The organism is Micromonospora globbae (assembly GCF_003610785.1).
GTDB classification, from domain to species: domain Bacteria; phylum Actinomycetota; class Actinomycetes; order Mycobacteriales; family Micromonosporaceae; genus Micromonospora; species Micromonospora globbae.
In genome coordinates this window covers 224,356-248,835 of record NZ_RAQQ01000002.1, presented here as the reverse complement: position 1 = coordinate 248,835, position 24,480 = coordinate 224,356, and the positions used below count along the sequence as shown (strand labels likewise).

The 24,480-nt window shown below is 73.5% G+C and carries 25 protein-coding genes and 1 pseudogene; 13 read left to right on the top strand and 13 right to left on the bottom strand.

Annotated features, from left to right (window positions below; all coding sequences use genetic code 11):
* Positions 1-136: 136 nt before the first annotated feature.
* Together D7I43_RS03535 and D7I43_RS03530 are read left to right on the top strand one after the other, a co-directional pair.
* Positions 137-775 (top strand): HD domain-containing protein, encoded by a 639-nt coding sequence (locus D7I43_RS03535; RefSeq protein WP_120326907.1) that lies wholly within the window; start codon positions 137-139, stop codon positions 773-775.
* Between the two features lie 135 nt (positions 776-910).
* Entirely contained in the window at positions 911-1,789 is an 879-nt protein-coding gene (locus tag D7I43_RS03530; RefSeq protein ID WP_240032782.1) for an NADP-dependent oxidoreductase, read from the top strand.
* Between the two features lie 12 nt (positions 1,790-1,801).
* Here the strand turns inward: D7I43_RS03530 and D7I43_RS03525 are convergent, their stop codons facing one another.
* The 4 genes from D7I43_RS03525 to D7I43_RS03510 are packed head-to-tail and all read right to left on the bottom strand — an operon-like array spanning position 1,802 to position 6,913.
* Entirely contained in the window at positions 1,802-2,446 is a 645-nt protein-coding gene (locus tag D7I43_RS03525; RefSeq protein ID WP_120326905.1) for a response regulator transcription factor, read from the bottom strand.
* A complete protein-coding gene (locus D7I43_RS03520) occupies positions 2,434-3,654 on the bottom strand; it encodes a sensor histidine kinase (RefSeq protein WP_240032781.1) in 1,221 nt (406 codons plus the stop codon). Before D7I43_RS03520 ends, D7I43_RS03525 begins: the two co-directional genes overlap by 13 nt.
* 23 nt (positions 3,655-3,677) lie before the next feature.
* Positions 3,678-6,188 carry an FtsX-like permease family protein gene (locus tag D7I43_RS03515; RefSeq protein ID WP_120326903.1) on the bottom strand — a complete coding sequence of 837 codons (2,511 nt, stop codon included), beginning with the start codon at positions 6,186-6,188 and terminating at the stop codon, positions 3,678-3,680.
* Positions 6,185-6,913 carry an ABC transporter ATP-binding protein gene (locus D7I43_RS03510; RefSeq protein WP_120326902.1) on the bottom strand — a complete coding sequence of 243 codons (729 nt, stop codon included), beginning with the start codon at positions 6,911-6,913 and terminating at the stop codon, positions 6,185-6,187. Before D7I43_RS03510 ends, D7I43_RS03515 begins: the two co-directional genes overlap by 4 nt.
* 126 nt (positions 6,914-7,039) lie before the next feature.
* Between D7I43_RS03510 and D7I43_RS03505 the strand changes: the two genes are divergently transcribed.
* From D7I43_RS03505 to D7I43_RS03495, 3 genes are all read left to right on the top strand, one after another.
* The gene (locus D7I43_RS03505) at positions 7,040-7,474 is read left to right on the top strand and encodes a nucleoside deaminase (protein ID WP_120326901.1); all 435 of its coding nucleotides are present in this window, start codon (positions 7,040-7,042) and stop codon (positions 7,472-7,474) included.
* Positions 7,475-7,578: 104 nt separating this feature from the next.
* The gene (locus tag D7I43_RS03500) at positions 7,579-8,247 is read left to right on the top strand and encodes a HEAT repeat domain-containing protein (protein WP_120326900.1); all 669 of its coding nucleotides are present in this window, start codon (positions 7,579-7,581) and stop codon (positions 8,245-8,247) included.
* 6 nt (positions 8,248-8,253) lie between these two features.
* The gene (locus D7I43_RS03495) at positions 8,254-9,258 is read left to right on the top strand and encodes a HEAT repeat domain-containing protein (RefSeq protein ID WP_120326899.1); all 1,005 of its coding nucleotides are present in this window, start codon (positions 8,254-8,256) and stop codon (positions 9,256-9,258) included.
* 162 nt (positions 9,259-9,420) lie between these two features.
* On the opposite strand, the gene D7I43_RS03490 is transcribed toward D7I43_RS03495, so the two are convergent.
* Both D7I43_RS03490 and D7I43_RS03485 read right to left on the bottom strand, forming a co-directional pair.
* The gene (locus D7I43_RS03490; protein ID WP_120326898.1) at positions 9,421-11,247 is read right to left on the bottom strand and encodes a CocE/NonD family hydrolase; all 1,827 of its coding nucleotides are present in this window, start codon (positions 11,245-11,247) and stop codon (positions 9,421-9,423) included.
* A 191-nt stretch (positions 11,248-11,438) separates the two neighbouring features.
* The gene (locus D7I43_RS03485; protein ID WP_120326897.1) at positions 11,439-11,699 is read right to left on the bottom strand and encodes a hypothetical protein; all 261 of its coding nucleotides are present in this window, start codon (positions 11,697-11,699) and stop codon (positions 11,439-11,441) included.
* 402 nt (positions 11,700-12,101) lie between these two features.
* On the opposite strand from D7I43_RS03485, the gene D7I43_RS03480 reads away from it, so the two are divergent.
* Positions 12,102-12,305 carry a DUF397 domain-containing protein gene (locus tag D7I43_RS03480; RefSeq protein ID WP_120326896.1) on the top strand — a complete coding sequence of 68 codons (204 nt, stop codon included), beginning with the start codon at positions 12,102-12,104 and terminating at the stop codon, positions 12,303-12,305.
* Positions 12,306-12,422: 117 nt separating this feature from the next.
* Here D7I43_RS03480 and D7I43_RS03475 read toward each other — a convergent pair.
* The 3 genes and pseudogenes from D7I43_RS03475 to D7I43_RS03465 form a co-directional block, all read right to left on the bottom strand.
* A pseudogene (locus D7I43_RS03475) lies at positions 12,423-13,248 on the bottom strand (SAM-dependent methyltransferase); the annotation flags it as partial.
* A 59-nt stretch (positions 13,249-13,307) separates the two neighbouring features.
* Positions 13,308-14,039: a helix-turn-helix domain-containing protein gene (locus D7I43_RS03470; RefSeq protein ID WP_240032780.1), complete on the bottom strand. Its 732-nt coding sequence runs from the start codon at positions 14,037-14,039 to the stop codon at positions 13,308-13,310.
* A 1-nt stretch (position 14,040) separates the two neighbouring features.
* Positions 14,041-15,375 carry an MFS transporter gene (locus D7I43_RS03465; RefSeq protein WP_120327082.1) on the bottom strand — a complete coding sequence of 445 codons (1,335 nt, stop codon included), beginning with the start codon at positions 15,373-15,375 and terminating at the stop codon, positions 14,041-14,043.
* A gap of 54 nt (positions 15,376-15,429) precedes the next feature.
* Between D7I43_RS03465 and D7I43_RS03460 the strand changes: the two genes are divergently transcribed.
* Positions 15,430-16,173 carry an AraC family transcriptional regulator gene (locus D7I43_RS03460; protein ID WP_120326893.1) on the top strand — a complete coding sequence of 248 codons (744 nt, stop codon included), beginning with the start codon at positions 15,430-15,432 and terminating at the stop codon, positions 16,171-16,173.
* A 52-nt stretch (positions 16,174-16,225) separates the two neighbouring features.
* On the opposite strand, the gene D7I43_RS03455 is transcribed toward D7I43_RS03460, so the two are convergent.
* Positions 16,226-16,990 (bottom strand): sensor domain-containing protein, encoded by a 765-nt coding sequence (locus D7I43_RS03455; protein WP_120326892.1) that lies wholly within the window; start codon positions 16,988-16,990, stop codon positions 16,226-16,228.
* Between the two features lie 164 nt (positions 16,991-17,154).
* Here D7I43_RS03455 and D7I43_RS03450 point away from each other — a divergent pair, with 164 nt between their 5' ends.
* Together D7I43_RS03450 and D7I43_RS03445 are read left to right on the top strand one after the other, a co-directional pair.
* Positions 17,155-17,529, top strand: a complete 375-nt coding sequence (locus tag D7I43_RS03450; protein WP_120326891.1) for a VOC family protein — start codon at positions 17,155-17,157, stop codon at positions 17,527-17,529.
* Positions 17,530-17,705: 176 nt separating this feature from the next.
* Positions 17,706-18,341: a hypothetical protein gene (locus tag D7I43_RS03445; protein WP_120326890.1), complete on the top strand. Its 636-nt coding sequence runs from the start codon at positions 17,706-17,708 to the stop codon at positions 18,339-18,341.
* 172 nt (positions 18,342-18,513) lie between these two features.
* Here the strand turns inward: D7I43_RS03445 and D7I43_RS03440 are convergent, their stop codons facing one another.
* On the bottom strand, positions 18,514-18,948 hold the full coding sequence (locus D7I43_RS03440; protein ID WP_120326889.1) for a nuclear transport factor 2 family protein: 435 nt from the start codon (positions 18,946-18,948) through the stop codon (positions 18,514-18,516).
* Between the two features lie 227 nt (positions 18,949-19,175).
* On the opposite strand from D7I43_RS03440, the gene D7I43_RS03435 reads away from it, so the two are divergent.
* The 3 genes from D7I43_RS03435 (at position 19,176) to D7I43_RS03425 (ending at position 21,779) form a co-directional block, all read left to right on the top strand.
* Positions 19,176-19,745 (top strand): MarR family winged helix-turn-helix transcriptional regulator, encoded by a 570-nt coding sequence (locus tag D7I43_RS03435; protein ID WP_120326888.1) that lies wholly within the window; start codon positions 19,176-19,178, stop codon positions 19,743-19,745.
* A 532-nt stretch (positions 19,746-20,277) separates the two neighbouring features.
* The gene (locus D7I43_RS03430; RefSeq protein ID WP_158610069.1) at positions 20,278-21,180 is read left to right on the top strand and encodes a tetratricopeptide repeat protein; all 903 of its coding nucleotides are present in this window, start codon (positions 20,278-20,280) and stop codon (positions 21,178-21,180) included.
* 104 nt (positions 21,181-21,284) lie between these two features.
* Complete coding sequence (locus tag D7I43_RS03425) at positions 21,285-21,779, top strand: hypothetical protein (RefSeq protein WP_120326886.1); 495 nt, start codon at positions 21,285-21,287, stop codon at positions 21,777-21,779.
* Positions 21,780-21,799: 20 nt separating this feature from the next.
* On the opposite strand, the gene D7I43_RS03420 is transcribed toward D7I43_RS03425, so the two are convergent.
* Positions 21,800-22,669, bottom strand: a complete 870-nt coding sequence (locus tag D7I43_RS03420) for a GNAT family N-acetyltransferase (protein WP_120326885.1) — start codon at positions 22,667-22,669, stop codon at positions 21,800-21,802.
* Positions 22,670-22,853: 184 nt separating this feature from the next.
* On the opposite strand from D7I43_RS03420, the gene D7I43_RS03415 reads away from it, so the two are divergent.
* Positions 22,854-23,906, top strand: coding sequence for a hypothetical protein (locus D7I43_RS03415; RefSeq protein WP_120326884.1), 1,053 nt, complete (start codon positions 22,854-22,856; stop codon positions 23,904-23,906).
* A 37-nt stretch (positions 23,907-23,943) separates the two neighbouring features.
* Here D7I43_RS03415 and D7I43_RS03410 read toward each other — a convergent pair whose 3' ends face one another.
* Positions 23,944-24,441 (bottom strand): DinB family protein, encoded by a 498-nt coding sequence (locus D7I43_RS03410; protein WP_120326883.1) that lies wholly within the window; start codon positions 24,439-24,441, stop codon positions 23,944-23,946.
* Between the last annotated feature and the right edge of the window lie 39 nt (positions 24,442-24,480).

The window sequence follows — 24,480 nt, the reverse complement described above, 5'->3', positions numbered from 1 at the left end:
TGGTGCGTCCTCGTCATGTCCGGATATCGGTGGTTCCTGGCCGGAGGAAGGCGGCACCGCGGCCGGGTCGGTGGGCAGCATGAAAGTCGCCCATCCGGGCCACACCACCAGCCACGCTCCTGGAAAGTCTGAGGTCATGCCAGAGGTCATCGCGGGACTGGAGATTCCTGAGACGGCGGCGGTCGCCGAAGCGACCCGGCTCGTGCGGGAGACGACCAGCCCTCTCATCTACCACCACTCCCGGCGGGTCTTCCTCTTCGGCCTGATGCACGCCCGCGCGCTCGGCGCGGAACCGGACCCGGAGCTGCTCTACCTGTCGGCCCTGTTCCACGACGTCGGCCTCGCGAACCCCTTCTCCGACGTCGAGCAGCGGTTCGAGGTCGACGGCGCCGACCACGCGCGGAGGTTCCTGCTGGAGCGGGGGTTCCCGACGGCCGCCGCCGAGACGGTCTGGACGGCGATCGCGCTGCACACCACACCGGGCATTCCCGACCGGATGGGTCCGGAGATCGCGATCACGCAGCTCGGCGTCCTGACCGACGTGATCGGCCTCGGTCTCGACGGGCTGGAGCGGGACCGGGTGGCGGAGATCGTCGCCGTCCACCCCCGCGGGGACTTCAAGAACGAGTTCCTGCGCGCCCAGTTCGACGGGTTCAAGGACCGGCCGGAGACCACGAACGGCACCGTGAACTCCGACATCATCGAGCACTTCATCCCCGGTTTCCGGCGTACGACGACGGTCGAGCGCATCATCGGCGCGCCCTGGCCGAGCTGACCGGACAGCCAGCAGACACCAACCCGGTGGTCGGTGCGGCACGCCGTGCCGGCCACCGCTCCCGGAAGGACTCGCATGCGAGCGATCACCGTACGAGACCGTGACGCCGGCGTCGGCGGCCTCACCCTGACGGACATGCCCCACCCCCACGCGGCGGAGAACGACGTCATCGTGCGCGTGCACGCCGCGGGCTTCACCCCCGGAGAGCTCGACTGGCCCGCCACCTGGACCGATCGCTCCGGCCGCGACCGGACGCCCAGCATTCCGGGGCACGAGCTGTCCGGAACCGTGGTGGAACTCGGCTACGGCACCACCGGCCTCACGGTGGGCCAGCGGGTGTTCGGGTTGACCGACTGGGCCCGCAACGGCACGCTCGCCGAGTACACGGCGGTGGAGGCGCGCAACCTCGCGCCCCTCGCGGCCGACATCGACCACACCGTGGCCGCCGCGCTGCCCATCTCCGGACTGACCGCCTGGCAGGGGCTCTTCGACCACGGCCACCTCACGACCGGACAGACCGTCCTCGTCCACGGCGCCGCGGGCGGCGTGGGCTCGATCGCCGTCCAACTCGCCCGCGAGGTGGGCGCCCACGTGATCGGCACCGGCCGCGCCGACCACCGCGAGGTCGCGCTCGACCTCGGCGCGCACGCCTTCCTCGACCTGGACGCCGACGACCTGCGGGACGCCGGCGAGGTGGACGTGGTCCTCGACGTCATCGGCGGTGACGTCCTGGAACGGTCGACCGAACTGGTACGCCCCGGCGGCACCGTCGTCACCATCGCCGCGCCGCCCACCGTGCGGCCGCGGGACGGGCGAGCGATCTTCTTCGTCGTCGAACCCGATCGCGCCCGGCTGGCCGACCTCGCCCAGCGGGTCCGCGCCGGACGGCTCCGGCCCGTCGTGGGCGCCGTGCTGCCGCTGTCCGAGGCGGCCTCGGCGTTCGCCGGCCGCCGCCGTACGCCCGGCCGGACGATCATCCAGGTCGCGGACGAGTCGGGGTCGCGGCACCCGTGACCCGGGTGGGGGTCACTGGTTGAGGTAGGCCAGGACGGCACGGACCCGGCGGTGCGCGTCGTCGTCCGGCGGCAGGTCGAGCTTCGCGAAGATGTTCGTGATGTGCTTCTCGACCGACACCGGCGCGAGGACCAGCGCGGCGCAGATCGCCGCGTTGGACAGGCCCTGGGCCATCAGGCCGAGGACCTCCCGCTCGCGCGGGGTGAGCGCCCCGACGCCGCTCGTGCGGCTGTTGCGGGTGAACAGCTGCCGGACCACCTCCGGGTCCATCACGGTGCCGCCGGCCGCCACCCGGTCGATCGCGTCGAGGAACTCGTCGAGCGCGGTCACCCGGTCCTTGAGCAGGTACCCGACCCCGCCCCGGCCGTCCGCCAGCAGCTCCGCGGCGTACGTCCGCTCCACGTACTGGGACAGGATCAGCACCCGCCCGTCCGGGTCCCGGGCGCGGAGGTGGAGCGCGGCGCGCAGCCCCTCGTCGCGGAAGCCCGGCGGCAGCCGTACGTCGACGACGGCCAGGTCCGGCCGGTGCTCGTCGTACGCGGCGAGCAGGTCGGGCGCGGTGTCCACCGCGGCGACGACCGTGTGACCGGTGTCGGTGAGCAGCCGCACGATGCCGTCGCGCAGCAGCAGCAGGTCTTCGGCGATCACGATGCGCATGGGAACTCCGCCCGCAGTACGGTCGGCCCGCCGGGCGGGCTGGTGATGGTCAGCGTGCCGTCGAGGGCCTCCACGCGCCGGCGCAGGCCGTCGAGGCCGGCGCCGGAGGGGTCGGCGCCGCCGCGGCCGTCGTCGGTGAGCGTCACGACGATCGCCGCGTCGGTCCGGGTCAGGTCGACGACGCAGGTGGCCGCGTCGGCGTGCTTGGCGGCGTTGGCGAGGCCCTCGGCGACGACGAAGTAGGCGGCCGACTCCACGGCCGCGGGGTACCGCGCCTGCCGGTCGCCGCGCACCTCGACGGCCAGCGGGCTGTCGGCGGCCAGCGCCGCGAGGGCCGCGTGAAGGCCGCGGTCGGTCAGGATCGGCGGGTGGATGCCGCGCACCAGCCGGCGCAGCTCGGCGAGGGCCTCGTCGAGCTGGCGCCGGGCCAGCTCGACGTCGGGTCCGGCCGCCCCGCCGGTGCGCAGCTTGCGGGCCGCGAGCGCCAGGGTCATGCCCGCGGCCACGATCCGGGCCTGGGCACCGTCGTGCAGGTCGCGCTCGATCCGGCGCAGTTCCGCGGCCTGGGCGTCGACCACCCGGGCCCGGGTCTGCGCGAGCCGGGCGGCCTCCTGGACCAGCTGCGCGTGCAGGCCCGGCGCCAGCAGCGCGCGGGCGGCGGCGGTCTGGGCGCGGGCCAGGGTGCGCAGCAGCCACACGGCCAGGGGCAGCAGCGCGAGCCCGATCAGGGTGAGCCCGAAGCGGCCCGGCGTGGTGGTGAGCAGCGGCTTCATGGGAAACGGCGCGTGCGGGTTCGGCACCGCCCAGGCCCACGCCGGCGCGGTGACGGCGCCCAGGTCGACGGCCGCGATCACCGTGCCGGCGACACCGCCGGCGAGGCCGATCGGGAACAGCACCACCAGCCAGGCCACGTCCCGCCAGGTGGCCGGCTGGCCGGCGACCGCGGCGACCCGCCGCCCCACGGTGTCGGCGGTGACCGGGACGTAGGGCGACGTGATCGGCCGGTCGAGGACCCAACCGGCCCGCCGCCGCTCCAGGGTGGCGAGCCGACGGGTGACCCAGGCGGCGCCGAGGAAGGCCGGTCCGCCGAGGTGGGTCACGGCGAGCAGGCCGACCACCAGGGTCGCCGCCAGGGTCCAGACGAGACCCACCACCCCGGCGGGCACACCGCTGGCCAGGTATCCCAGCGCCCGCCCGGTCGTCCTCACCGGCACCAGGATAGCCACCATGATCAGCGACCGTCGGCCACGGCGGGCAGCGCGCGGCGGCGCAGGACCAGCCGGATCGGCAGGGCGCCGGCGACCATGCCCAGGGCCGCGACCCCGGCCAGCATGCCGGCGTACGTCACCGGGTCCACGATCAGCCGGAAGACCCCGTCCTGGGCCGTGCTGAACGCGCCCACCACGATCCCGGCGACCGCCGCGCCGAGCAGCAGCCCGACGGCCACGGTGATCGCCGCCTCGCCGGTGACCATGCGGTGCACCTGGCCGGCCGTCGCCCCGGCCAGCCGCAGGTCGGCGTACTCCCGCCGGCGGGCCGCGGTGGCGATCGCGAACGTGTTGACCACGGCGATGGCGGTGAAGCCGAGGGAGATGACCACCATCAGTTCCCAGGCGCCCTGCTGGTTCTGCGCGTCACCGGCGCGGACCGCCTCGGCCGTCGGGGTGACCCGCAGGGCCGGCCACCGCTCCCGGATGCGGGACGCCACGTCTCCGTCGTAGCGCAGCGCGACGGCCGCGACCAGGCCGCGCGGGTCGTGCGCGGCGACCAGGCGGGCGGGCAGCGCCATGTCGCCGAAGCCCCGGGACCGCTCGTACACCGCGGCCAGCCGCAGCGTGACCTGGTACCCGTCGGCCAGCCAGATCGGCACCTCGTCGCCGACCCGCCAACCGTACTGCCGCACGAGGTAGGAGCTGGCCGCGAAGGTGTCGTCGCCACCGATCCGCCCCTCCCGGACGCCGAGGTCGATGGCCGCCTCCCGGCCGGCCAGGAACAGCCCCTGCGAGGGGTGGTCCTCCGGCTTGCCGCCCTGCGCGACGATCGCCCGGGTGGGCAGCGTCGCGGCGGCTCCGGTGACGCCGGGCAGCGCGGCCAGGTCGCCGACCGCGTCCAGTGGCAGACCGGCCGGGCCGGTCACCTGGCCGGTCGCGGGCGCGTTCCGGGCGGCGTGCTCGTCGGCGGTGAGCCTGCCGAGCAGCGAGCTGTTCAGCAGCATCGTGGCGTTGACGGCGAACATCAGCACCAGTGGCACGGCGACGGCGGCGACGCGCCGGCTCTCCACCCGGGCGACCGTGCCGGCCAGCCAGCCGGTCACCCCGGCCACCCGCGTCAGGCGGCCGACGACGGCGGTCAGGGCGCGCACCAGCACCGGGCCGAGCGCGGCCACCGCGCACAGCAGCAGCGCGGACGACACGAAGCTCATGCCCATGCCGAGCGGCCCGCCCAGCGGCACGAAGCTGAGCACCGCGACGGCCCCGCCCGCGGTGACCAGGGCGGCGAGAACGCGGACGAGCAGGCCGCCGCGCGGGGCGGTGGCGGTCTCGACCAGTGCCTGCGTCGGCGCGATCCGCACCGCCCGCCGGCCGGCGATCCGGGCCGCGACGAACGTCACGAGCACGCCGGCCGCGGCCGCCCCGCCGAGGACCAGGACGTTCACGCCGACGGTGAACTGCGCCGGCACCGCGCCGAGGGCGCGGAACCGGGCGGCCACCACCCGGGCCACCACGACACCGAGCGGCATCGCCGGCACCGCCGCGACGGCCGCGAGCACCACGCTCTCCAGCCCGAGCAGGCGGCGCAGCTGCCCCGGGGTCGCCCCCGCCGTGCGCAGCAGGGCCAGCTCGCGCAGCCGCTGCCGCACACCCAGCGCGACCGTGCCGGTGAGCACGAAGACGGCGGCGAACGCGGTGATCCCGATCGTGAAGCCGAAGATGGAGATCGGGCCGATGTAGTCCGGCAGCGCCCCGGGCAGGTCACCGCGCACCTTGTCGGCGCCGGTGAGCAGGGTCGCGTCGCCGGCCACGGCGCGTACCGCCGCCGCGAGCGCGGCGCGGTCCGCACCCGGCGCGGCGAGCACTCCGATCGCGGTGGGACCGGCCAGGCCGGACACGGCGGGGACCTCCCGGTCGGCGAGGAACACGGCGCCCTGGGCGGGCAGGCCGTCCCGTCCGGCGGGAGCGGCGACGCCGGACACGCGCAGCGTCCGTACGCCCGTCCTGGTCGTGATCGGGACCTGGTCCCCGGTGGAGAGGCCGCCGCGGGCGGCCAGGTCCGCGTCGACCACCACCTCGCCCGCCGCCGGCGGGCGGCCCTGCTCCAGGGTGTACGGGGTGAGCGCGGCGGACGCCCAACCGTGGCCGACGACGGGGGCGCCGTCCTCGCCCCGCACCGGGAACGCCACCGGGAACGCGTAGTCGGCGACCGCGTCCGCGACCCCCGGCACCGCGGCGATCCGCCCGGCCAGGTCGACCGGCAGCGTGCCGGCGCCGGTCAGCCGCTCGCTCTTGGTCTTCGTCTTGACCTTGTCCTTCTTCTTCCTGACCGTCTGGAGGGTGACCTCGCGATCGCCGGAGAGCACCACGGCGGTGGCGGCGAACCGATCGGCCGGCGGCTTGGCGGTCAGCACCGAGAAGAGCAGCAGGCCGGCGCCGGCCAGCAGCGCCACCGCCAGGAAGGCCGCGAGGAAGGTGCCCAGGTACGCGCCGCGGTGCCGGCGCAGCGAGCCGAGCGCGAGCCGCATCATCGGGCGCTCACCGCCGTCATCTGCGCCGCCACCTTCTCGACCGTGGGGTCCGCCAGCTCGGCCACGATGCGGCCGTCGGCGAGAAAGACGACGCGATCCGCCCACGCGGCGGCGGCCGGGTCGTGGGTGACCATGATGACGGCGGTGCCGAAGCCGTCCACGGCCTCGCGCAGCAGCGCCAGCACCTCGCGTCCGGTGGAGAGGTCGAGGGCGCCGGTGGGCTCGTCCGCGAAGATCACTTCCGGGCGCCCGGCCAGCGCCCGGGCGAGCGCGACACGCTGCCGCTGGCCACCGGAGAGCTGGCCCGGCCGGTCGTTCTCCCGGCCGGTGAGCCCCACCCGCCGCATGACCTCGCGCGCCCAGGAACGATCCGGCCGCACGCCCGCCAGCCGCTGCGGCAGCAGGACGTTGTGCCAGACGGACAGCGAGTCCATCAGGTTGTACGACTGGAACACGAAGCCGACCCGCCGGCGCCGCACGGTGGTCAGCTTCGGCTCGCGGAGCCCGCTGATCTCCTGCCCGGCCAGCAGCACGCGTCCGCTGTCCGGCCGGTCGAGGCCGGCCGCGCAGTGCAGCAGCGTCGACTTCCCGGACCCGGAGGGGCCCATCACGGCGCAGAACGTGCCGGCGGCGAAGCCCACCGACACACCGTCGAGGGCGCGCACGCCGGCGCTGCCCGGGTAGCTCTTCGTCACGTCGAGGACCTCGACGACCGTTGGTGTCATGGTGATCAGCCTGGTCGGCGGAGGCGCCGCACGACACATGGCGACCTTGGATCCTCGGGGTAGGGCCAGCCCTACCGTAGCCTGGCAGGCGCCGACCGCCCTGGCCAGACACCGGAGGACACCACCGTGATCACGACTGCCGACGAGGAACTCCTGCGGCGTGCCATCGCCATCGCGGCGCACGCCGTCACCCTGGGCGACGCGCCCTACGGCTCGCTGCTGGCCGGGCCGGACGGCACGATCCTCGCCGAGGCGCACAACACCGTACGGCGCGACGACGACATCAGCGCCCACCCGGAACTGAAGCTCGCCCGCTGGGCGGCCCGTGAACTGGACCCGGAGACGGCGCGGCGCACGACCATGTACACGAGCTGCCAGCCGTGCGGCATGTGCGCGGGCGGCATCGTCCGCTCCGGACTGGGCCGGGTCGTCTACGCACTGGCCACCGAGCAGCTCGTCGAGCTCAACCCGGCCTCGGGCGCCTGGCCGACCGTGACGCAGGACGGTCCCGCGCTGTTCGACGAGGCGCGCGTACCCGTCGAGGCCTACTACCGCGCCTGAGAGCGGCGCCGCTCCCCCGGCAGGCGCGTGCCCATCCCGCGGCGCGGCCGCGCTTGACCTTGACATAGTGACAAGGTCTTCACTGGGCCGCGGAGGTGGTCCCCATGACCGTGCCGGCGGAGGACGCGCACACGGCGCGCACACTCCAGGGGCTGGCGAACAGCAGCTCGTCGGTGCGGCTCCAGGCGGCGCTGGCGGCCGGCACGACCCCGGCGGAGCGGCTCGTCGGCCCGCTCGTCGAGCGGTGCGCGGTCGAGCCCGACTTCTACGTGCGCGACATGCTCACGTGGGCGCTCACCCGTCACCCGTCGTCGGTGACGGTGCCGAAGCTCGTCGACGAACTCCGCTCCGAGCGGGCGCAGGCACGGAGCCAGGCGTTGCACACACTGTCCAAGATCGGGGACCGGCGGGCGTGGCCGGCCATCACCCGGGCGCTCCTGACCGACGCCGACGACGAGGTGGCGCGCAGCGCGTGGCGAGCGGCCGTCGTCCTCGTGCCCGAGGGTGCGGAACCCGGGTTGGCCGGGGTGTTGGTGACACAGCTCGGGCGCGGCGCACGCGAGACGCAGTTGAGCCTCAGCCGCGCGCTGGTCGCGCTCGGTGAGGTGGTCGTGCCGTCCCTGCGCGCCGCCTTGACGCATGCCGACCCTCGGGTGCGCCAGCACGCGAGGGCCACGGAACGGCTGCTGCGCGACCCGGACGCCGGGTTCGAGTTCGCGATCGAGGAGGCGAAGCGCGTCGTGGCCATCGGCCCGACCGCCCAGGAGGGGTGACAGGCAGTGTTGATCGGTGACGTGGCACGACGCTCCGGGGTGAGCGCCCGCATGCTCCGGCACTACGAGTCGCTCGGCCTGGTCCGGCCGACAGGACGCACCGGGTCCGGTTACCGGGAGTACTCGGGCGAGGACATCCGGCGCATCTTCCACATCGAGAGCCTGCGGTCGTTGGGGTTGTCGCTGCGCGAGGTCGGGCGGGCGCTGGACGATCCCGGTTTCACGCCCTCGGCGCTCGTCGACGACCTCGTCCGCCGGACGCTCGCGCGCATCGCGGCGGAGACGGAACTGCTCACGCGACTGCGCCGGATCGGCGCCGCGGAACCCGCCGACTGGGAGGACGTCCTCCACGTCGTCGCGCTCCTCCAGGCCCTCGCGTCGGACAGCGCCGGGCAGCGCCAGCGCGCCGCCCTGTCCTCGGTCGACGGGGTCCCGGTGCCGGTGGACGCCCTGGTCGAGGCCGCGTTGCACGAGACGGACCCGAACGTCGCCGGTGCCCTCCGATGGGCCCTCGCGCAGTCGGGCGACAGCGCGGTGGCGCCGCTGGCCGAGGGCCTCCGCTCGCCGAAGGCCGAGGTGCGGGAACGGGCGGTGCGGGCCATCGCCGAGATCCCGACCGACGAGGCGACGACACGACTGCGGGACGCCCTCACGGACTCCGACGTGGCGGTCCGCAGGTCCGCGGCTCTGGCGCTCGGGTCGCGTCGGGTGGCCGACGTGATCCCGACGCTCGTCGACATGGTCGTCGAGGAGGCGAACGACGTCGACGCCGCCGACGCGCTGGGCATGCTGGCGGGCGACCCCGCGGTGGCGGAGCAGATCGCCACCAGGATGGCCGACCGCCTCACGCACGGCGCCGCCGGGCCGCCCGCACGTCGGCGGCTGGCGCAGGCGCTCGCGGACATCCCGGGGGCCACGGCGTCCCGGGTCCTCGCCGACCTGTCCCGGGACGAGGACCGTGCCGTCGCGCTGACCGCCACGTACGTCCTCACGCTGCGCGACGCACGATGAGCGACGCCGCCGGGTGCGGCGCCCCGACGGAGACCGGGGCCGCCGCGACGGCGGAGGCCGCACGGGCGATGACCGGTGCGGCCCCCGTTCGGGCGCTCCGCGCCGCTCGTAGGCTCCGCGCCCGGACGGCTGCCCGGCAGGGTGCCGGGCAGCCGTCGCCGGTCAGCCCTTCTTCGACACCCTCAACGGGAAGGTGGGGGCGCCGACGCTGTCGAGCGTGATGGTGTTCGCCGCCACGTACCGGTCCAGGTACGGCGACCGGTCACCCTGGGTGGGCCGGTCGGACCGCGCGTCCTGCACCTCCAGGGCGAGTCGCGCGTCGGTGACCGTGACGGTCTGACCGGAGGGAACGGGTCGCCACCCCCTCGACATGATGGTCCCGATCTGCACGCCCAGCCGGTGTCCTCGCGCGAAGGTCCAGTCCGTCGCCTTGAGGGCGAACGAGGTGGACCCGCTGGCGTCGAGCACGGCGACGTTCTCGTTGAACATCGTCGCCGTGCCGTCCGGAGCGACGTCCCACAGCCGTACCCAGACGTTGCCCTGGCCCCTGGTCTTCAGGGTGATCTCCGGCGTGCCGGTGAGCCGCACCTGCGTGGCGGCAGGCGTCGAGAAGGTCCAGTAGCTGTTGCCGGGCGCGTCGGCGCTGAGCGCCTCCGTCCGGGCGGTCGGCAGTGAGCCGGCCTCCGGCGCGTACTCGATGTCCCAGCCGTCGGCCTGCGACGTCGTCATCGGCTGGGCGGTGCGCTGCGTCTGGCCGCCGTCGTCGACGTACCGCCCGGGCGACAGCCGCGCCCTGTACGAGTCGTTGACCACCGGCCAGGTCCGCTGGGCGCGCCAGTTGCCGAGGCTGTCCTCGACGGAGAACGCCGGGTCGGTCACCGACGGCCTGATGCCGCGCAGGTGCTGGTCGTAGAAGCGCATCACCTCGTCGAACCAGCCCGCCCGACCCATCTTGAGCCGGCCCTCGGCGTCGGTCTCGTTGCCGCGCACGTGTTCCCACTGCCCGAGCCACCCGCGTTCCGGACCGTGGTGGTTGGCCAGGTACTTCTGCATGTCCTCGGGCTTGGTGTTGTCCTCGATGAAGCCCGACGTGACGAACAGCGGCGTGTGGGACCCGGCGGCCCGCGAGGCGAAGTCACGGACACGCCAGAACTCCGACTTCGGGTCGGGGTTCTGCGTGTTGGTGCGGTTGTCGATCTCGCACTCGGGGTGGTTCTTCTCGTACTCGGCGTTCGCCCTGTAGCGGTCGCTGTCGTCGGCGAGCGGCGGCATCGTGGCGATCGAGTAGTAGCTCCGGGGGCTGCTGGTCGCGTTGGAACGCGGCACGCCGTTGCTGAACAGGTAGTTGTACCGGTTCCACGTCGGCTCCTGCGCGACGATGGCCCGCAGCGGCTTGAGCTTGAGGACGTTGGCCGCCAGCCCGGTGTTGGCGTCGTACGACTTGCCGTACATGCCCACCTTGCCGGTCGACCACGGCTGCCTCGCCGCCCACTCGACGGCCGCCTTGATGTCGGCCTGCTCCCCCGGCCCGAGGAAGTCCAGGCAGCCCGTGCTGCCGCCGAAGCCGCGCAGGTCGACCATCACGAAAGTGTATCCGCGCTCCATGAGCCGCGCGCCGTCGATGAAGTCCTGGAAGCGCGCCGAGGGCCCGACCCGGTCCCACCCGCCGGGCGACGTCTCCCCCGCGTGCGAGAAGTACGGGCCCACCGACAGGATCACCGGCGTCTTCGCGTGCGGCGGCAGGTGCGCCGGGCGCAGCACGTCGGCGTGCAGCTCGACGTCGCTGCCGTCCGAGGACGGGAAGTACGCCTCCGTCCACGCGGCTCCCTTGGGAACCCGCGGGTTCTCCTCGTGGGTGATCGGGGCGTCGGCCGCCGCGGACGCCGGAGCGGCCTGCGCCACCGAGGGCAGGCCCGTGGTGAGGCTCGTGATGATGGCCAGTGCGCCGGCCGCCGCGACGGGCGAGACCACCCTCCTCCGAATGTTCATCCACTCTCCACCTAACTCCAGACGAGATCGCCTGGTCAGCCACCGAGGCTAGCGATCATCGCCGCACATGGATCCCTGAGTTACCTCCCCGTGACCTTTTCTCCGGGGCACTGGCCACTCAAGACGGTGCGTGCGTGAGGAGGGCGGCGGAGGCGGGCGGCGCTGGCGGTGGAGGGTGCGGATCGCGGCGGTCAGGCGCGGAGATCCGTGGAGGTCGCCGGCTGGCGGGTGGCGAGGACCGGCGGCGGCCGGTCCGGGTCCGCCAGGGGGACATCATCGAGGTAGGGGTCCTCGTCGTGGCGGGGACGGAGGCTGTGCGAGGTGACCGTGTCCACCGCGGTGCCGACGGTCTCCGCCGGGCGGTACCGCAGCGTGGCGGCGGACCTGCTGGAGCAGAGGATGACGCCGGGACGCCACGAGTCGTCGCGGCGTACCCACACGCGGTCGCCCACGCCGAACTCCTGTGCCGAGGCTGGGGACGTCGTCGGATGGTCCTGTGGGCGCAGCGGTGGCGCGGACATCGTCGCCCTCCTTGGTTCCACTGTGGCGGGTACGCACCGATGAGCATGGCAGCGCAAGCCGCACCGTGCAAGATTTCACGGAGACGACATGTCACGGTGAACTCGTGCAGCCGAGCGGTCATCAGTTACTCTACGTGCGGCGCGATCTTCGAGTGAGGGCGCGCATCCAGGACGCGAGGGTCAGAGAATGGCTGATGTGCTGGGGAAACGTTCCCGATTGACCCTCGCCGCTCTCCGCGGCCGGTCACCCAAAGTGATCGCGTCGTGTGTGATTGCACAGGGGCAAGCAACGTTCGAGACGGCCGGAAACGACCGTCCACAGAGGAGCAACTGATGCCTGACAGCGATGGGTGGATGATGTCCAGCAGGTCGACGGGCAACGGTGGCAGTTGTGTCGAGGCTCGCCGTCACGCCGGGATGATCGAGGTGCGCAACAGCAAGAACCCCGCGGCCGGCATCGTGCGGTTCACTGTCGAGGAGTGGGACTCGTTCCTCTACGGCGCCAAGCGGGGAGAGTTCGACCGCTTGCTGGGCTGAGATCGCGGTCGGACGACGTCGCTCGTCCGCCCACGACGACAGGCACGACGGAGCCCGCCGGCTTCCACCGGCGGGCTCCGTCGGCTTCCACCGGCGGGCTCCGTCGGTCGGTCGCGACTAGGGGATCCGACCGACTCCGCCCAGCCCTGAGCTGAGCTTCGGGTCGTCGGCGAAGTACTGCGGGTCGTCCGGAGCCGGCCGCCACAGTGGAAGCCAGACCAAGCCCGGCTCCACCAGGTCGAGCCCGGTGAAGAACCGCTCGACCTGGGACCGGGTGCGCAGGCCGAGCGGCGTCGCGGTCTTCCGCCGGTAGATGTCGTGGGCGACGTCCAGCTCGTCCTGCTCGTGCGGCGCGTCATCCGCTGTCGCGTGCGACACGAGCAGGTAGCTCCCCGGCGCAAGCGCCGCGCGCAGCTGCCCCACCGCGTCGTACGCCACCTCGTCGTCGGGCACGAAGTGCAGGACGGCGCCGAGCAGCAGGCCGATCGGCCGGGTGAAGTCGAGCATCGACGTGACCTGCGGGTGCGACAGGATCGACCGGGGGTCGCGCAGGTCGCCCGTGATGGCGGTGGCCAGCTCGTTGCCCTCCAGGAGCTCCAGGCTCTCCGCGACCGCCACGGGGTCGATGTCCACGTAGACGACGCGCGCGTCGGGCGCGACCTGCTGGACGATCTCGTGGACGTTGCCCTCGGTGGGGATGCCCGAGCCGACGTCGAGGAACTGCCGCACCCCGGACTCGGCGAGGTGGCGCACGGCACGCCGCAGGAAGGCGCGGTTCGTCCTGGCCAGTTGCGGACCCAGCGGCAGCACCTGGAGCATCGCCTGCGCGGCCTCGCGGTCGGCCGGGAAGTTGTGGGTGCCGCCGAGGTAGTAGTCGTAGATCCTGGCCGCGGTCGCCGGCTTCGCCTCGCCGTCGCCACTCACACCAGTCATGCCGCCTCTTTCGTGGGTAGTAGTGGTACCGCCCCGGCCGTCAGGGGCCGGGGCGTGTCGTCCCGCGGGCTACCGGTGCTCGTCCAGCGGAACGGCTGCGTCGTGGACGAGCTGGAAGATCCGCCGGTACTCGTCCACCTCGTGCGGCTCCTCCAGGTAGAGCGCGCCGACGTGGGACTCCAGGTAGACCGTGTCCGGGTCGTCGGGGTCGTCGAAGTCCAGAATGCGGAACGCGCCGGCCATCGCCGCGTGCGCGCCGACCGAGAACGGCAGGATGCGGATCTCCGCGGCGCCGCTCGCGGCCACGTCCCACAGGTGCTTCCGCTGCTCCTCCATGACCGTCTCGCCGCCGACCGGCCGCGCCAGCACGTTCTCTCCGAGGACGAACACCAGCCGCGGCGCGGGACGGCGCGCGAACAGCGCCCTCTGCCGCTGCATCCGCAGCTTGACGTGTCGCCGCGCCGTCTCGTCGTCGGTCACCCCCTCGGCCGCGAACACGGCCAGCGCGTACCGCTCGGTCTGCAACTCGCCGGGGATGATCTCGCCGTAGTAGGTGTGGATCCGTGTGGCGCTGGCCTCCAGGCCGACGTAGAGCTTGAACCAGTCGGGGATCACCGGGTTGGCGTCCCACCACTCCTCCTGCGAGGTCCCCAGCGCCAGTTCGGCGAGGACGTCGGTGACGCTCTGGTCGACGCCGTACAGCCAGCACAGCGCCCGCACGTTCGCGGGCGTCACCGGCACCTTGCCCGTCTCGATCCGGTGCAGCGTCGGCTCGGAGATGCCCAGCCTCGCCTCGGCCACCTCACGCCGGGTCTTGCCACTGGCCTGCCGGAGCCGGGTCAGACGTCGCCCGAGGGTCCGCCGTACCACCCGCTGACCTGTGATCGGCATGCCCGCCTCCCGCCCACCGAGCCGGTCCACCTGAGACGATCCGAGACCTTACCGCCTCCGCGTCGCCGGCGGGCGTCCCGTCGCCGGCGGGCGTCTCCACCGCGAACCGCGGCGGGGCGGGTTCGGGCAGGGTCCGGAACAGCAGCCAGCTCAGCGCCGGCATCACGACCAGGAGTGCCAGGGCCGTCCGCAGGGACGTCGCGTCCGCGACGCGGCCGACGACGGGGCTCACCAGGCCGCCGACGCTCACGGCGAGACCGAGGGTGATCCCGCTCGCGGTGCCGACCCGCGAGGGCAGGTAGTCCTGGCCGAGCGTGACCTGGAGGGAGAACGGCACGTACAGACCGGCCGAGGTCAGCGCCACGAACAGGTAGAGAGCCGGGCCCGGCACGAACACCACGCCCGCGACCGCTCCCACCGTGAGGAGGTACGACCAGCCGGAGACGGTGACCCGGTCCCACCGGTTCGCCAACGCGCCGCCCAGCACCGAGCCCACCGCCCCGCCGAGGTAGAGCACGAACAGGGCGGCCGTGCCCGCCGCGGTGCTGCCACCCATCCGCTGCTGGGCGTGCAGCGAGATGAAGGTGCTCAGGCCGACGAAGACGATCGAGCGGCACATCACGGCGAGCGACAGCTTCACGAAGGAGGCTCTGTCGTCGTCGCCGGCGCGCATCGCCGTGGCGGTGCCGTGGGCCTGCCGCTGCCGTAGCGCGTGCAGCACGGGCAGGCACAGCACGGCGCCGACGAGCGCCGGCAGCACCAGCAGCGGTGTCCGGCGCAGCCCGCCGGCGGCCAGGACGGCGCCGACCATGAGTGGGGCCAGCGCGAAGCCGAGATTCCCGCCCACCGAGAACCAACCCATGGCGCTGTGCCGGCCCTGGCTGGCGAGCCGGGCCACCCGCGCGGACTCCGGGTGGTACGCGGCCACACCGATCCCGGAGACCGCCACGAACAGGAGGGTGAGCCCGTAGGAGCCGGAGGCTCCGCTCGCGGCGATGCCGACACCGCCGAGCAGCGTGCCGACCGGCAGCAGCCACGGCATCGCCCGCCGGTCCGTGAGGGCGCCGAACACGGGTTGGACCACCGACGACAACAGGGAGGCCGCCAGCACGACGCCCGCCACGGTGGCGTAGCCGTACCCGCGCTCGGCGACGAAGAACGGGATCAGGGCTGCCACGGCACCCTGGTACACGTCGACGCACGCGTGTCCGACGGACAGCAGACCGATTGACGTACTCCTTCGCACCCGGTCATCATCGGCGCGCGGTGCCGCGTCTCACTTCCGATAAACTGCCGAAGGATGACGCAAATCCGCCACCAGCCGGTCGCTCCGACCGACACCCGCCGGCTGGCGTCCGGCGGCGCGATCGACGCCCACCGGCACGACGACCACCAGATCGTCTACGCCCGCCGGGGGGTGCTGACGGTCACCACCAGCGCGGGCACGTGGGTCGCCCCGGCGACCCGGGCCATCTGGGTGCCGGCCGGCACCGTGCACGCCCACCAGGCCCACGGGGAACTCGAACTGCATCTGGTCGGCCTACCCGCGACCGAGAACCCGCTCGCTCTGGACGTGCCGACCGTGCTCGCCGTGAGCCCGCTGCTGCGGGAGTTGATCGTCGCCTTCACCCGGAGCCCCGACGACGACAGCCCGGAACGGGCCCGGCTGCGCGCGGTGTTGCTCGACCAGTTGCGGGCCTCACCCCAGCAACCGCTCCACCTGCCCACCCCCGCCTCTCCCCTGCTGCGGGCGGTGTGCGACATCCTCCGCGCCGACCCCGCCGACGGGCGTACCCTCGCCCAGCTGGGCCGGGAGGTCGGCGCGAGCGCGCGCACGCTGTCGCGGCTGTTCCGCGCCGACCTCGGCATGACGTTCCCACAGTGGCGCACCCAGCTACGGCTTCACGTCGCGCTGGTCCTGCTGGCCGAGAGGACGCCGGTCACCGCCGTCGCGCACCGGTGCGGTTGGTCGTCGGCCAGCGCCTTCATCGACGTCTTCCGGCGCACGTTCGGGCACACGCCGGGCTCCCACCCCACGGGTTGACCGTGCTGCGGTCACCCGTCCGCGCCGTGGAGAGTGCCGGCGACGGGGCCCGTCAGGCCGTTCCGGATCCGGTCGCCTGGTACCGGCGGACCGCGGCTTCGGCGAGCGGGACGAGGTACCTCTCGCCACCGGGTTCGTTGCCCTCCTCCTTGACGACCACCAGAGTGGTGCCGACCCGGACGAGAAGGCCGTCGCAGCCCAACGTGTGCGGACCGGACGTCATGCGGCAGCTGACGTGGACACTCTCGTCGCCCAGCCGCGGCCCCGGCGTCACCGCGAAGCGCCACGTGTCCTCGCCGCCGGGCGACACGACCGTCGGGCAGCGGCCGACGAGGGTCCGCAGGTCGGTCATCGCCCGCCGCGCACCGTCGTCGGCGTAGGTCCGGAGGACTTCGCTCCCCACCCAGAGGCTGTCGGGACCCGCGTCAAGGCTGAGGACGGCCGCGGCCATCGCTGACGGCGTCCCGGTCAGCCGTGCGGCCGACAGCAGCGGGATCATGCCGCCCGCGCAGGAGTCGGCGACGCCCGGGCGATGGTCTCCGGCGTCCGGCGACATGGTCGTCGCGATCTCGACGTCGAATCCGGGCGGCGCCGAGTCCGGGGACAGCAGGCGTGCGGACAGCGCGGCGGAGTAGCCGGGGCCGCCGGTCGGCGGGACCGCGTACGCGGGCTTCGTGGCGGTGGCCGAGCCCGTCGCCGTTGCCGTTGCCGTTGAGGGGATCCCGTCGCTCTCGGGACGAGCCGATGGCGGACCGCAGGCTGCCGCCAGGCAGACGGCCCCCACCGCGACCAACCTCCAGAGCACCAACCTGGGCACCGGGCAGACTCCACCTCTCGCGCGGGACGCGTCAGGCTACCAGCGCCGGTCACGTCGGTCGCACCCGAAACGGCGTCCGTCGTCCCGCCCGAGCGAGGATGCCGTCACCTGCGCGGACGCGGCCGGCGCGCCGCTCACGTCGGTGCCGTCGGTTAGGGTGGCGCATGATCCTCCGCCACGTCACGGTCGACTGCGCCGATCCCTACCGCCTCGCCACCTTCTGGAGCGAGGTGACCGGATGGCTGGTGTCCGACGTGGACGAGCCGGGCGACGACGAGGTGCTCGTCGAAGCGCCCTCCCCCGTGCCCGGCATCCTGTTCATCCGGGTGCCCGAGGCCAAGACGGTGAAGAACCGGGTCCACCTCGACTGGCAGCCGACCGAACGCAGCCGCGACGACGAGGTGGAACGCGTCATCGCCCTCGGCGCGAAGCTCCACGAGGACCACCGCACCGCGGACGGACGCGGCTGGGTCACGCTGCGCAACCCGGAGGGCAACGAGTTCTGCGTCGAGCAGGGTAAGGGCCGGTCGCCGGCCTGACCGGCGGCGCGTAGCGTCCGTCGTCGGTCGTCCTGGTCGCGTCCCGGGTCGGAGCACGCAGCCCGCGTTCCGAGGCGAGCCGCAGGTACGCGCGCTGCTGCGTTCCGTCGAGCGCGGTGGCCAGGGCGGCGAGCCGGTCGTCGGCTCCCGTGCGGGTGGCTGAGAGACTGCGCTCCGTGGGGAACTCGGCTGTCTACCGGATACACACCAGTGACGACCGTGAGGCCGCGTACGCGATGGCACAGCGCCTGGTGGCCCTCAGGTCGATCGACTGCCGCTGCCCCCAGGACGTCAGTGCCCGGGTGGAGACCGACAGCCATGATCTGGACCGGTACCTGGGCGTTGGACCCGCGTTCCTCGCTCTGTCCATCCCGGCCCGCTCGCTCGGCCCGGTCACGGGCGCGCTGCTGCCCCATCTGCCGGCGGGCGACCGGCCGAGCCGGGACGGCGACGGCAACGGCTACCTCGTCACGGACATGACGCCCCACATCGTGGCCGTACTCCGTCGACTGCCACGAATCGACGCCGAGGTCTCCACTCCCGAACACCCGCTGCCGAACACCGTGGCCCGCACCGTCCTCGCCGCCACGAACACCGACCCCGCGTCGATCTCGTGGCACACGTGCTGGCCGGGCCAGCACAACCGCTGCGGGTTCGAACTCGCCGTCAACGGCGCCGAACTGTGGCACGCTCCCGCACCGGCAGGCCACAGCGTCTACGTGCACGTCCACCCCGCACGACCGGAGCTCGCGTACGACCTTGCCGCGGCAGTCGGAGGCGAGGTCATGGGCCAGCCGGCGCTGGGCTGGTGACGAGCGGACACGTCCGCCTGGGGTGGTTCGTGGTGCGGCGGGCGCGAGCGCGCCGGGCCCCCACGCGCCTCTCGGCGCCACGGGCACGACGGCCCGGCGCGACTCGGCGAAGGCGCACGGCCCGCCGGCCGCGAACTCCCGGACGCCGGGGGCTCGCGGCCGGCAGGGACCCCTAGAGGGCTCGGCCGAGGGCTTCGGTCAGGGCGACCGGGGCGACCACGAGGCGGTCGAAGCGCCAGCCGTCCGCGGTGCGGCGCGCCTCGTAGTGGTGGACACCGGCCGCGACGGCCTCGGTCTTGTCGTCGATGACGAACACGGCGACGTCGTGGGCCCGCACCGTGGCGGTGTCGCCGTCGACCTCGATGACGAGGTTGGACTTGCTGTGCAGGGTGCGGGCATAGGTGTCGTGGCCGGCGCGCACGAGGTGGACGAGCGCCTCGATGCCGCGGGCCTCCCCGCGCGGCGACGTGACGACGACGTCCTCGGTGAAGAGGCGGTCGGTCTCGCCGTAGCGGCGCTCGTCGATCCAGAGACTGTGGCGGGCGACCAGGTCGGCGAGTTCGGCGCGGTCGGCGAGGGTGCGGATGACGGTTTCGGTGCTGGTCATGATGGCCTCTCAGTTCGACCAGGTGACGTTCGTGTCACTCGATGTGGGTGCGGAAGAGTTCCTCGGCGGACAGGTGCGGCACCTCCAGGCGATGTCGGCCCGAGGGACGCGGGGTGCGGTCCCGGCTCAAGGATCCAGTCGGCTTCCTAACGTTTATACGACTAACGTTTATGCCACGAACGGTAGCACAGTCGTTGGTGCTCCGAACGATTGGTTAGACTCGTCACATGGAGAACCCGCCCGAGGAGACGCCCGCCACCTGGGAGAGCCTGCCCAGTTGGCTGCTCACCCAGACCGCCGGCCACGCGCACCGCCTGGTGGCCGAGGGGTTCTCGTCGGTCGGCGCCCGCGGTTACCACTACCGCCTGCTCGCGACGCTGGAGCGGTTCGGTCCGGCCAGCCAGGCCGCGCTGGGCCGGCGTAGCGGCATCCACCTCAGCGACATGGTGGCGACGATCAACGAACTCGCCGACCGCGAACTGGTCGAGCGCTCCCCGGATCCCGCCGATCGGCGGCGCAACATCATCACGCTGACCGCCGCGGGCAGGCGGCAGCTGCGGCGACTGGAGAAGCGGCTCGCCGAGACCCAGGACGAACTACTGGCTCCGCTGTCACCCGAGGAGCGGCAGCGCTTGACCGAACTGCTGACCAGGCTGTTGCACCACCACACCGGGCGAACCGGCACCGGCGACGCCGACACCGGAACGCTGGACGCCCCGGCCCGCTCCCCCGGGCCTGCGCCGGCCGCCGGCCGCCGCGCGCGCGATCGAGGAAGGACCGGGTCGCGGGGAGCGTAGGCGGCCGCCTGCGCCCGTCCGAGACGCCAGGCAGCGTCCCGGACGGCCCACGGAGGCCCCTGGTTTCCGGGGCGGCGGGAGACGGGAGGCGCCAGCCTCGACGTCGCCCGACACCCGCACGCCCTCGGGTCCGACGGCGCGCCGCCGCCTGAACGGCCGGTCAGGCCGGCGGGTGCCAGTTGCCGGGTCATCGCGCGCACGGCGACGCGCGCCGGGGTCAGCCGCATCAGGACGTCGCGGACCGCGATGGCCGCCGGGTGGCGCAGTTGCTGGCCGAGCCGCCCCGCCCGCCACGACGCGCGGGCGACGGCCTGGGTGCGGGACCGGCGCAACCGGTCGTACGCGGCCAGCGCACAGTTCGTCGCGTTCGTCGACGGACTGCTCTTCGACCGGCTGGTCGGCGCGGGCGCTCAGCGCTCCCGAGCCCGGCACGCCGGACAGCGCACACGCCGAGCCAGCTGCCCGTCGGTGGGAAACCATGACCGCGGAAATCGGGTACGGCCGTCGCACATCCGGGTCGTATGGTGCCGTCATGATCGATGGGCCGACTGCTCCGGACGACCGCGCCGACTGGCTGGTCGAGCGGGGACGGGTCGACGAGGCGATCACGATTCTCGAGGCCCGGGCCCGCAACGGGGACTGGCGGGACGTGGACCGCCTGACCGACCTCCTCCTGGAGAACGGCCGTGTCGAGGAGGCGGAGGCGCGATGGCGGGCCGCCATCGAGGCCGGCCTGCCTGGAGCGTACGGCGGCCTCGCGGACATGCTGGCGGATGCCGGCCGCACCGAGGAGGCCATCGCCGCATGGCGGGCAGCGCTGGAGGCGGGCGAGCCACACGCTCGGTCCCGTCTCGCCGCGTTGCTCGCCAAGACAGGCCGCGTGGACGAGGCGGTCGCCGCGTACCGGACAGCCATCGCGGCCGGGGACGCGACGGCGGGTGTCGGACTGGCCAAGGTGCACGCTCGGGCGGGCCAGATGGAAGAGGCGGTTCACGCCTACCGGTCAGCGATCGGTACGAAGGGCGTTCCGCGATGGCCCCTCGGTGTCCTGTTGGAGAAGCTCGGCCGCTCCGACGAGGCCGTGGCCGCCTACCGATCGGCCGTCGACGCGGGCGAGGAGCACGTTCGCGTGCGGCTACTGGCGGCACAGGGCCGCCTGGAGGAGGCGACCCAGCTCGTCCGGGACCTGCTCGCCGAACCGGGCCGCAACCCTTCCTACCGGCAGCTCGGCTGGCTGCTGGCCGAGCAGCGGCGCTTCGAGGACATCGAGGCCGAGGCGGCGCGGCTCAGCGGCAACCTGGTGGGGCTGTCGTACCTCCTCGCCGGCGCGCGGCAGTCCGCGAACTACCACGTGGACTGCCCGTCCGGCTGCACAGGCAGCACGCGGGTGGTGCGGCACCTCCCGGGGCGCTGGGACGACGTGCGGCGGGCCTGAGTGCCGGTCGCCGTGGCCGGCGCGCTTGTCGGTCCCCCTCGTGGGGGAGCCGGTTGGTTCCCCGGAGGGATGTTCCGCGGCCCGGGCCGCAGTGGAATCAGCGCATGACCTCGACGACGACGCCCAAGATCGTCTGGCTCGGGATCGCCGCGCTGGCTCCCTACGTCCTGATGAAGACCTACTGGGCGTTCGGCGGGAACGCCGGCCGGCCACCCGGTGACCTCGCCGCCGCACTGCGCGCGGACGGCGCGCCGGAGGTGCTCGTGTGGATGGAGCGGCACGGCATCGACTTCACCGTGCTGGGCGCTCTCGCCGGGGTACTGCTGCTGGCGGCGCTGACCCGGCCCTGGGGCGAGCGGTTGCCACGCCGGGCGCTGCTCGTCCTGGGCGGCGCCGGCGCCGTGACCCTGACCCCCTACGGTTTCGCCACCATCGTCGCCACAGCCGCCGGCTTCACGGTCGGCGACGTCGAGGGCTGGTCCCCGTGGGTCGGCCACGTGGGCGGACTCGCCTTCGCCGGCCTGGGTCTCTCCCTCGCCCACGGCGCCCGCTTCCACGTGCGCCGCACCCGCCGACCGTCCGTCCTCGCCCACACCTGACCACCGTCACTGCGAACACCTCAGGCGGCGGCGCGGTGCAGGTCCCGTCTCTCGGGCAACCGGTCCAGGCCCGCCGACCGGTACGTGGCGACGGCGCCCACGTTGGCGCTGGGGGTGCACACGACGACGCTGGACGAACCCAACTCCTGGAGCGCGCGAGCCGCGGCCATCGTGATCGCTCGGCCGTGTCCGTGACCGCGGTGTGCCCGGTGCACCCCCATCGGCTCGATCAGCCCGGGCCTGCCGCCGCCCGCCGACCACACCGCCACGGCCGCCACCGCCTCGCCCCGCTCGTCGCGAACGACCAGGCACCGCGCGCCGGCGTACGGCACACCTGACGCCATCGCGTGCCAGCGCTCCTCGGTGAACGTCGACCCGTCGAACGACGCCCGCACGACGGCGGCCCACTCGTGCGCCCGTTCCGGCCCGATCACCTCGACCCGAGCACCGGGATCCGGCACCGGCACGCCGAGGTCACGCCGCAGCAGCGTCCACGGCTCACCGCTCTCCCAGCCGTGCGTGGACAACAGGTCCTGGACGAGTGCGCCCACCGGCACCTCGACGGACACGGCGCCCTCGGGCAGCACCCCACGCTCGGGCGCCGACACGTCCTCGACCACCCGCCGCGCCAGCTCCTCGTCCCGTAGGGCGTCCGGCGCGAACGCCAACCGCACCAGGTCCGCGCCGTCCAGCAGTCCGACCGCCAGAACGTCCCCGGCCCGGCTCCACGTCCGCGTGGCCGTCGCCGTCCGCTCCGCACCGAACCGCCAGAACCACCCCACATCTCCCGGATGCAGCTGCACGGGCCCGCCGTCGTGCTGCCACTCCCCCAACACTCGCAGCACGTCGCCGAGTTCGTCGACCGCCGGCGTACCCATCGTGATCGCCATCCCTCGATCACAGACCACCCCACCGGCCCTCGCACCCGGATTTCCCGCCGGCGGTCGGCGACCGGCGTCACCGCGACCACAGTCAGCCGTCGCCCAGCCTGCCGACGGGCCGCTCCCGGCGGCGAGGCACCGGGGATGGACGCCGGCCGCCACAATGCGTGAGGTACCAGCGAAGGAGGGCCCGGTGGACCGTACGCCGTCTCTACTGGTCGACACGTCGACCCTGCTGTGGCTGCGCCTGGACAGCTTCGCCCCCGCGCGGCACACGCCGCCGTGGGAGGCCGCGGCTCTCGAGTGTCTCGTGCTGTTTGACCGTGTCCTGCTCGACGGACCGACGATCCACGCCAACCGCGAACGACTCCAGTGGACCACCGACGTCGGCCCCGGCTTCCAGATCCTCGACCTGGACCCGCAGGCGGTCTCGGATCTCTACCTGCGCGGGGCCGAACTGTTCCAGCAGATGCCAGACGTGCGGCTCCGCGACGTCCTGCCCGGCGGTCACACACCCCCGGCGCTCGCCGCCGAGTATCCCGGGACCCACTTCTATCCGTCGACCTACTGGGACGACGTGGTGCGCGGCCTGGACCGCCGCGAAGAGACCCGCGGCGTGCTGCGGGCCTTCACCAGCGCGTTCGGGTCGCAGCCGCGCGTGTTCGGGCACGGCCCACTGCTGCTCATCCGGCTCTTCTACTACCTCGCGCTACAGGAGAGTGCCGGCTCGGCGCTCCTGCTCGACCGCAGCAAGGCCTACCACGACGACTCGCCCGAGTACGGTCACGCCTCCCGCATCCTCGGCGTCTTCACCGAGCAGGTGCGGGCCGCCTACCTGCAGCGCAAGGAGAAGTGGCTGGGCGCCGCCCAGCCCGCCGTGCCCACGCCCGTGCTCGCGCACTACGTCAAGGCAACGGCCGAACGCCGCGGCTGGAGCCTCGGCCGGGTCATCGCCTGGCTACGCGAACAGCCCGAGGTGCACGCGTTCCGGGCCGGCATGGCCGCGCTCACGGACGCCACCGAACGCGGCGACGCGCGCACCATCGACGAGATCATGGCCGAGCTCGACGAGGCGGCGCAGCAGTGGAGCGTACGGCTCGGCACGCCGGTCCACCGGCGCACCATCCCGGTCACCGTGGCGCTGCCGTTCGTGGAGAGCCAGGTACGGGTGCCGCTACCCAACCTGCCCCGTACCCCGGGCCGCAAGCTGCTCGTCTTCATCAACATGCTCCTGAGCAGCGACTGACGACGCCCTGCCGGCGGCATGAGGCGGCGTCCACGCGCTACCGGTCGAGGAGCTGTTCCCGGAGGATGTCCGCGTGCCCGCAGTGCTGGGCGAGTTCCCGCAGCACGTGGAGATACACCCACCGCAGCGGGAGCGGGCCGCGCCAGTGCCCGCGGAGGATGTCGTCCAGACCCAGCGACGACGTCGCCCGGCGGGACGCCTCGCAGGCCTCGCGGTACGCGCGCTGGGCGCTGGCGATCGTGTCGTCGTCGTCGAGGACGAACGACTCCTCCGACGTCTCGGGAATGCCGATCTCGGCGCGCGACCGGCCCGTGACGGCCTCGTCGAACCAGACCTTCTCGACGAAGGTCGCGTGCTTCACGAGACCCAGCAGCGTGGTCCGGGAGGCCACCAACGACCGGCGCGCCTGTTCCTCCGTCAACCCGTCCAGGCAGGCGTTGAGCGCGGCTCGGTGCTCGTCGAGGAACGCCTCGAACTGGGCGTGGGCGGGCAGTGCGATGATCTCATCGGCGAAGGTGGGCGGGAAGGAAGGCATGGGCGAAGCATCCCAGATCGCCGCCCGGGGGAGCCAGCG

Excerpts from the sequence above, each read along its gene's own strand:
- D7I43_RS03535 (WP_120326907.1), top strand. The coding sequence starts at position 137 with ATGCCAGAGGTCATCGCGGGACTGGAGATTCCTGAGACGGCGGCGGTC.
- D7I43_RS03530 (WP_240032782.1), top strand. The coding sequence starts at position 911 with ATGCCCCACCCCCACGCGGCGGAGAACGACGTCATCGTGCGCGTGCAC.
- D7I43_RS03525 (WP_120326905.1), bottom strand. The coding sequence starts at position 2,446 with ATGCGCATCGTGATCGCCGAAGACCTGCTGCTGCTGCGCGACGGCATC.
- D7I43_RS03515 (WP_120326903.1), bottom strand. The coding sequence starts at position 6,188 with ATGATGCGGCTCGCGCTCGGCTCGCTGCGCCGGCACCGCGGCGCGTAC.
- D7I43_RS03510 (WP_120326902.1), bottom strand. The coding sequence starts at position 6,913 with ATGACACCAACGGTCGTCGAGGTCCTCGACGTGACGAAGAGCTACCCG.
- D7I43_RS03500 (WP_120326900.1), top strand. The coding sequence starts at position 7,579 with ATGACCGTGCCGGCGGAGGACGCGCACACGGCGCGCACACTCCAGGGG.
- D7I43_RS03490 (WP_120326898.1), bottom strand. The coding sequence starts at position 11,247 with ATGAACATTCGGAGGAGGGTGGTCTCGCCCGTCGCGGCGGCCGGCGCA.
- D7I43_RS03480 (WP_120326896.1), top strand. The coding sequence starts at position 12,102 with ATGCCTGACAGCGATGGGTGGATGATGTCCAGCAGGTCGACGGGCAAC.
- D7I43_RS03460 (WP_120326893.1), top strand. The coding sequence starts at position 15,430 with ATGACGCAAATCCGCCACCAGCCGGTCGCTCCGACCGACACCCGCCGG.
- D7I43_RS03450 (WP_120326891.1), top strand. The coding sequence starts at position 17,155 with ATGATCCTCCGCCACGTCACGGTCGACTGCGCCGATCCCTACCGCCTC.
- D7I43_RS03440 (WP_120326889.1), bottom strand. The coding sequence starts at position 18,948 with ATGACCAGCACCGAAACCGTCATCCGCACCCTCGCCGACCGCGCCGAA.
- D7I43_RS03435 (WP_120326888.1), top strand. The coding sequence starts at position 19,176 with ATGGAGAACCCGCCCGAGGAGACGCCCGCCACCTGGGAGAGCCTGCCC.
- D7I43_RS03430 (WP_158610069.1), top strand. The coding sequence starts at position 20,278 with ATGATCGATGGGCCGACTGCTCCGGACGACCGCGCCGACTGGCTGGTC.
- D7I43_RS03425 (WP_120326886.1), top strand. The coding sequence starts at position 21,285 with ATGACCTCGACGACGACGCCCAAGATCGTCTGGCTCGGGATCGCCGCG.
- D7I43_RS03420 (WP_120326885.1), bottom strand. The coding sequence starts at position 22,669 with ATGGCGATCACGATGGGTACGCCGGCGGTCGACGAACTCGGCGACGTG.
- D7I43_RS03410 (WP_120326883.1), bottom strand. The coding sequence starts at position 24,441 with ATGCCTTCCTTCCCGCCCACCTTCGCCGATGAGATCATCGCACTGCCC.